Raw genomic sequence first — 5,147 nt, 5'->3', positions numbered from 1 at the left:
CCGCAACATAATGCGGTTGATACATCTCAAACTGTGCGGGACTTAGTTCAGACGGCAGCGTGGCTTCATGGTTATTCCAGGAGTGAGGCCCGGAGCGCAGCGTCCGAGGCTATTGCGCTTGTCCATTTGTCCGATAACGAAGGCGACCGTTTTTCTTCGTTGTCCGGTGGTATGCAACGTCGGGCGATGGTTGCTGTCGGGATAGCTCACCGTCCCGACGTCCTTATTTTGGATGAGCCGACATCGGGATTAGACCCAAACCACCGGGCGTCGCTCCTGAATATAATTCGTCGCCTCAGTGAGAAAACCTCAGTCATTATGTCGACGCATATTTCCTCCGATATTGAGCCTACTGATCGAGTTCTTTTCCTTGATTCCGGACACATTGTCGCTGATGTGCGCTCGGAAGAGCTCGAAAGGAAATATGGAAGTATTGATGCGGCTTTCGGTCAATTGACTGCGGGAGTGATCTAATGGGGTGGCGACGGCATCTCCGTTATTTTGTTCCAGCGCCCTTCGTTGCGTTTCTTTTATTCTCAGCGTGGCGAGTGGGCTACATTATCGGCTATTGGCCAGACGTTAATGAAGTACATTCTGAAACACTCGCCCTTATCGGAGTGTGCTTAGCGGGGTGTACTGCCTATGACATCGCGCGCCATGATGTTGACTATCTCCGCACGATATCGTCAACCTCCATAAGACTAAGCTGGTATCTCTGCGGGCTCGGTGCATTGTATGCATTGATATACAACATCGTAACAATAGTTGTGTTGTATGCCGTGTGTTTATCCGGAGACCCCGGCGGTTCTCCATGGTGGTCGATTCCGATTATGGGGCTGATCTGGTCCCTGTTCTCTGTGGGGCTCGGCGGGGTTATTGGCCGATCGCTCCATACCAAACCGCGTTTAGCGGCGATTGTCGGCTTCATTGCGGGGATGGCCGTCGTGGTTCTCGCCTTAATGGCAGGGCTCCTACGCGTAGTTCCGAAAATTCTATTCTTGAGGCCGTATTCGTCGGGGAACTACGTGGGTTACGTAGAGCAAGCAGTCCAATTACGTCCAGTTGTTGTTGGTGTTGTTGTAGGGAGTGTACTGGCAGCAGTGCTCATTTTCGTCACCACGGCTGAGTGGGTAAGGAGTAAAAAGCTTCTATCGTTAGCTCTTCCTATAATCGCCGTTTTCTCTATCGCGGCAACCGTCATCGGAATAAATGGACCTCTGGTGACTGCACGTGAGAAACCATCGAATCCTTCATGCACTCGTTCCGCCGACGGTGCTCGGTATTGCAGTTGGCCAGAAGATGAATCCACTGTGCGTGAAGTGGATAAAAACTGGTCTGCCTTTTTGTCTGAATTGAACGAGTTGGGGTTCGGGGTCGACGCTGGTGAGTATGCTCCCAAAAAAGTTGGTGGCGATTTCCCCTTGATGGCAGCTGACGCGGGACGATCCTCAACTCTTGTGTTCCGTGACTTGGCTGAAACCGTGATTGCACAACACAGCGATGAAGCAGGGTGTGAGCTTTCCGAAACGGATGGAGTATCGACTATCTATATCGTCGCAGAATGGATTGCTGATCATTTCGGAGACAAGCCAGTTCGCGACGTCATCGGTGGGGGGAATGGCCCGGGTACGAGTGATGCCCAGAAGTGGATGGACAAGAACACTGAGGGGCGGCCATTTCAGGAGCAAGAAGAGCGAATGAAAAACATCACGGGGGACCTTAAGGCCTGTATAGCTTCCTCTGGCAAAGACAATGCTCAGGACGATTCAGGAAAATAAAGCATCCTGAAGTGAAAGAAGTGTGAGGATTACATATGAGTAATAGCGTCTTCCCTTATCTCCGCCTTCGTGGCTGGCGTGAAGCGCTATTGCTGTGTTGCGTCGTCATTCCTCTGATCTGGTTCCATGATTTTTCGCTCCCACAATTGTTTGGTCCAGAACTGAGCATCCCTGTTTCCCTTCCGAACCTGGTTCCGGTGGTGATGGCAGGAGCGATGGGCCTTCTGCTGGGGAGTCAATGGTCGGAATCGTATGAGCGCGCCGTGACGTCCCGCTCGACGCAGCGCCCGCGCCTGATTCTCTCTGGTATATGCGTTCTCACCCTGGTTGCTGCAGCTGGCCTGATGAGGGCCCGTTATCTGGGGTGGGAAACGGTTAGCTTGGTCAGTGCCCACAGCATTGTGGCTATCGGGTGTGCGGCTGTAATTGGTGGCCGTTGGGGGTCGGCAGTGTCTTTGCGCCTAGTGCCTCTTCTTTCTCTTATCCTTTGCCTCAGTCCGTGGTTCGTGGGGGAGAACACGGCGTTGGGAAATTCTGTTGGGATCGGTACGAGTCCCGTGCTGTTAATAGGGGAAGCTGTTCTGGGGGTCATAGGTTTGGGCATCTGGGTCCGGCAGGGTCGTTAGCTCATCTGGGTGCGGGGGTCCGTTACTGCCGACGCGACCACTCCTCACCCACGCCCACCACATCCACTCCAAAAATTTTTCTAAAAAATCTACCTTGAGTGGAATAGACTCAACTTCGCGCCAGTTGTACTAGATGTGATTAAAACTTGCGTGACGTACACTCAACAATGGTTATAGCAACGTTCTTCGTCGGCTAGCGGTCAGCAACCCGGTCGGCTCCGCCGACTAAGCCACCAAGCTTCCGCCGCACAGGCCACACACAGAACGGTCAACATAGAAACAACAAATACAGAACAACGAACAAAGAACAGAAAGGTGACATCATGAGCTCTTTTACCCCCACAACACGCACAGCTGAAGCCCTCCAGGCTGCCCTCCAGGACGCCTCGAAACGAGGTAACCCGGACATCCGCCCAGCGCACTTACTCGTCGCTCTCCTCGAGCAGGCCGATTCTATTGCGTCGCCAGTTATTCAGGCTGTCGGCGCCGACCCGAACCAGGTCCTCACTCGGGCACGAAGTCTGGTTGGCGGATACCCCACCGCCACTGGTCAGCAAATGGCGAACCCGCAGTTCAACCGCGATTCCCTCAACGCGCTAACCACCGCGCAGGAATTAGCAGGCCAGCTGGGCGATAGCTACGTGTCCACCGAGGTTTTGCTCGCCGGCATCGCATCCGGCGATAGCGATGCAGCGAAGTTGCTGCAGGAGTTCGGTGCCACCGCGGACGCGCTCAAGGCAGCGTTCCCGTCGGTACGCGGAAACCAAAAAGTGACTACCGAGGACCCAGAAGGCCAGTTCCAGGCCCTCGAAAAGTACTCGACGGACCTCACCGCCCGAGCACGCGACGGCAAAATCGACCCCGTCATCGGCCGCGACGCCGAAATCCGACGCGTCGTCCAAGTGCTGTCACGGCGGACGAAGAACAACCCGGTGCTCATCGGTGAGCCCGGCGTCGGTAAAACCGCCATCGTCGAAGGCCTCGCCCGGCGTATCGTCGCTGGTGATGTGCCTGAATCGCTGAAGGATAAGAAACTTGTCTCGCTCGACCTCGGGTCCATGGTCGCGGGTGCAAAATACCGTGGCGAATTCGAGGAGCGGTTAAAGGCCGTCCTTGACGAAATCAAGAACGCCGACGGCGAAATCATCACCTTCATCGATGAGCTGCACACCATCGTCGGTGCGGGCGCGACCGGGGAATCCGCAATGGACGCCGGCAACATGATCAAGCCGCTGCTGGCTCGCGGTGAGCTCCGGCTCGTGGGCGCAACCACCCTGGAGGAATACCGCAAGTACATCGAAAAGGACGCCGCCCTTGAGCGTCGGTTCCAGCAGGTGTACGTGGGTGAGCCCAGCGTCGAGGACACCGTCGGTATTTTGCGTGGCCTCAAAGAGCGCTACGAGGTTCACCACGGTGTTCGGATCATGGACTCCGCCCTGGTCTCGGCCGCGACGCTGTCCGACCGCTACATCACAGCCCGGTTCCTTCCCGATAAAGCCATCGACCTTATCGACGAAGCCGCCTCGCGGTTGCGCATGGAAATCGACTCCCGGCCGGAGGAAATCGACACCGCCGAGCGCGTGGTGCGTCGGCTAGAGATCGAGGAAATGGCCCTGGAGAAGGAGACCGACGAAGCGTCGAAAATCAGGCTCGAGCATTTGAAAGAAGAGCTTGCCGACGAGCGCGAAAACCTGAAGGCCCTGACCGCCCGGTGGGAGAACGAAAAGTCCGCCATTACCGAGGTGCAAAGTGTCAAGGAAGAGCTGGAGAAGGCTCGGTCTGATTCGGAAATCGCGGAGCGTGACGGCGACTACGAGAGGGTAGCAAAGCTGCGCTACGGCACTATTCCTGAACTGGAAAAGAAGCTGCACGCGGCCGAGAAGTCCGTCAACTCCACCGAAGAGAACGCCATGCTCTCTGAGGAAGTCACGCCCGAGACGGTGGCCGAAGTTGTCTCCGCATGGACCGGCATCCCCGCCGGCAAGATGATGCAAGGCGAAACCGAAAAGCTCCTGGCCATGGAGAAAGTCTTGGGTCGCCGCGTGGTCGGCCAGGACGAAGCTGTGAAGGCCGTGTCCGACGCGGTGCGCCGTGCGCGTGCTGGTGTTGCCGACGAGAACCGGCCGACAGGGTCGTTCCTCTTCCTCGGCCCCACCGGCGTCGGCAAGACCGAGCTGGCTAAGGCGTTGGCGGACTTCCTCTTCGACGACGAAAAAGCCATGGTCCGCATCGACATGTCGGAGTACGGCGAGAAGCACTCCGTGGCGCGGTTGGTCGGTGCCCCTCCGGGATACGTCGGTTACGACGCCGGTGGTCAGCTGACCGAAGCAGTTCGTCGTCGGCCCTACACGGTGGTCCTGTTCGACGAGGTCGAGAAGGCTCACCCCGACGTCTTCGATGTCCTCCTGCAGGTGCTCGACGAAGGCCGCCTGACCGATGGGCAAGGCCGCACTGTGGACTTCCGGAACACCATCCTGATCCTGACCTCGAACTTGGGCGCAGGCGGGACCAAGGAGCAGATGGAGGCGGCCGTCAAGGCCACCTTCAAGCCGGAATTCATCAACCGACTTGACGACGTCGTTATGTTCGACGCTCTGACCAGCGAACAGCTGACCAAGATCGTCGACATTCAGATCGACGCTCTGGCCAAGAGGCTGGAGTCTCGACGCCTCGTGCTGGACGTTCACGACGATGCGAAGAAATGGCTGGCCAAGCGCGGTTACGACCCCGCGTACGGTGCCCG

At 56.9% G+C, this 5,147-nt stretch carries 4 protein-coding genes; all 4 read left to right on the top strand.

Annotation, left to right across the window (positions count from 1 at the left end; genetic code table 11):
- A partial coding sequence (locus Q3981_RS10055; RefSeq protein WP_303125883.1) for an ATP-binding cassette domain-containing protein occupies positions 1-474 on the top strand: 474 nt, incomplete at its 5' end.
- On the top strand, positions 474-1,778 hold the full coding sequence (locus Q3981_RS10050; RefSeq protein WP_303125881.1) for a hypothetical protein: 1,305 nt from the start codon (positions 474-476) through the stop codon (positions 1,776-1,778). The genes Q3981_RS10055 and Q3981_RS10050, both read left to right, overlap by 1 nt.
- Positions 1,779-1,813: 35 nt before the next feature.
- Positions 1,814-2,404, top strand: coding sequence for a hypothetical protein (locus Q3981_RS10045; protein ID WP_303125878.1), 591 nt, complete (start codon positions 1,814-1,816; stop codon positions 2,402-2,404).
- 323 nt (positions 2,405-2,727) lie between these two features.
- Positions 2,728-5,147 (top strand): ATP-dependent chaperone ClpB (clpB, locus tag Q3981_RS10040; RefSeq protein WP_303125876.1); only part of this gene is annotated, 2,420 nt, incomplete at its 3' end.

The organism is Corynebacterium sp. (genome assembly GCF_030530965.1).
Classification (GTDB): domain Bacteria; phylum Actinomycetota; class Actinomycetes; order Mycobacteriales; family Mycobacteriaceae; genus Corynebacterium.
Note: the sequence above shows the minus strand (reverse complement) of the source record. Positions and strands in the feature narration are given on the sequence as shown.

What these genes read in the sequence shown, in the direction of transcription:
- Q3981_RS10045 (WP_303125878.1), top strand. Translation starts at nt 1,814, where the DNA reads ATGAGTAATAGCGTCTTCCCTTATCTCCGCCTTCGTGGCTGGCGTGAA.
- Q3981_RS10050 (WP_303125881.1), top strand. Translation starts at nt 474, where the DNA reads ATGGGGTGGCGACGGCATCTCCGTTATTTTGTTCCAGCGCCCTTCGTT.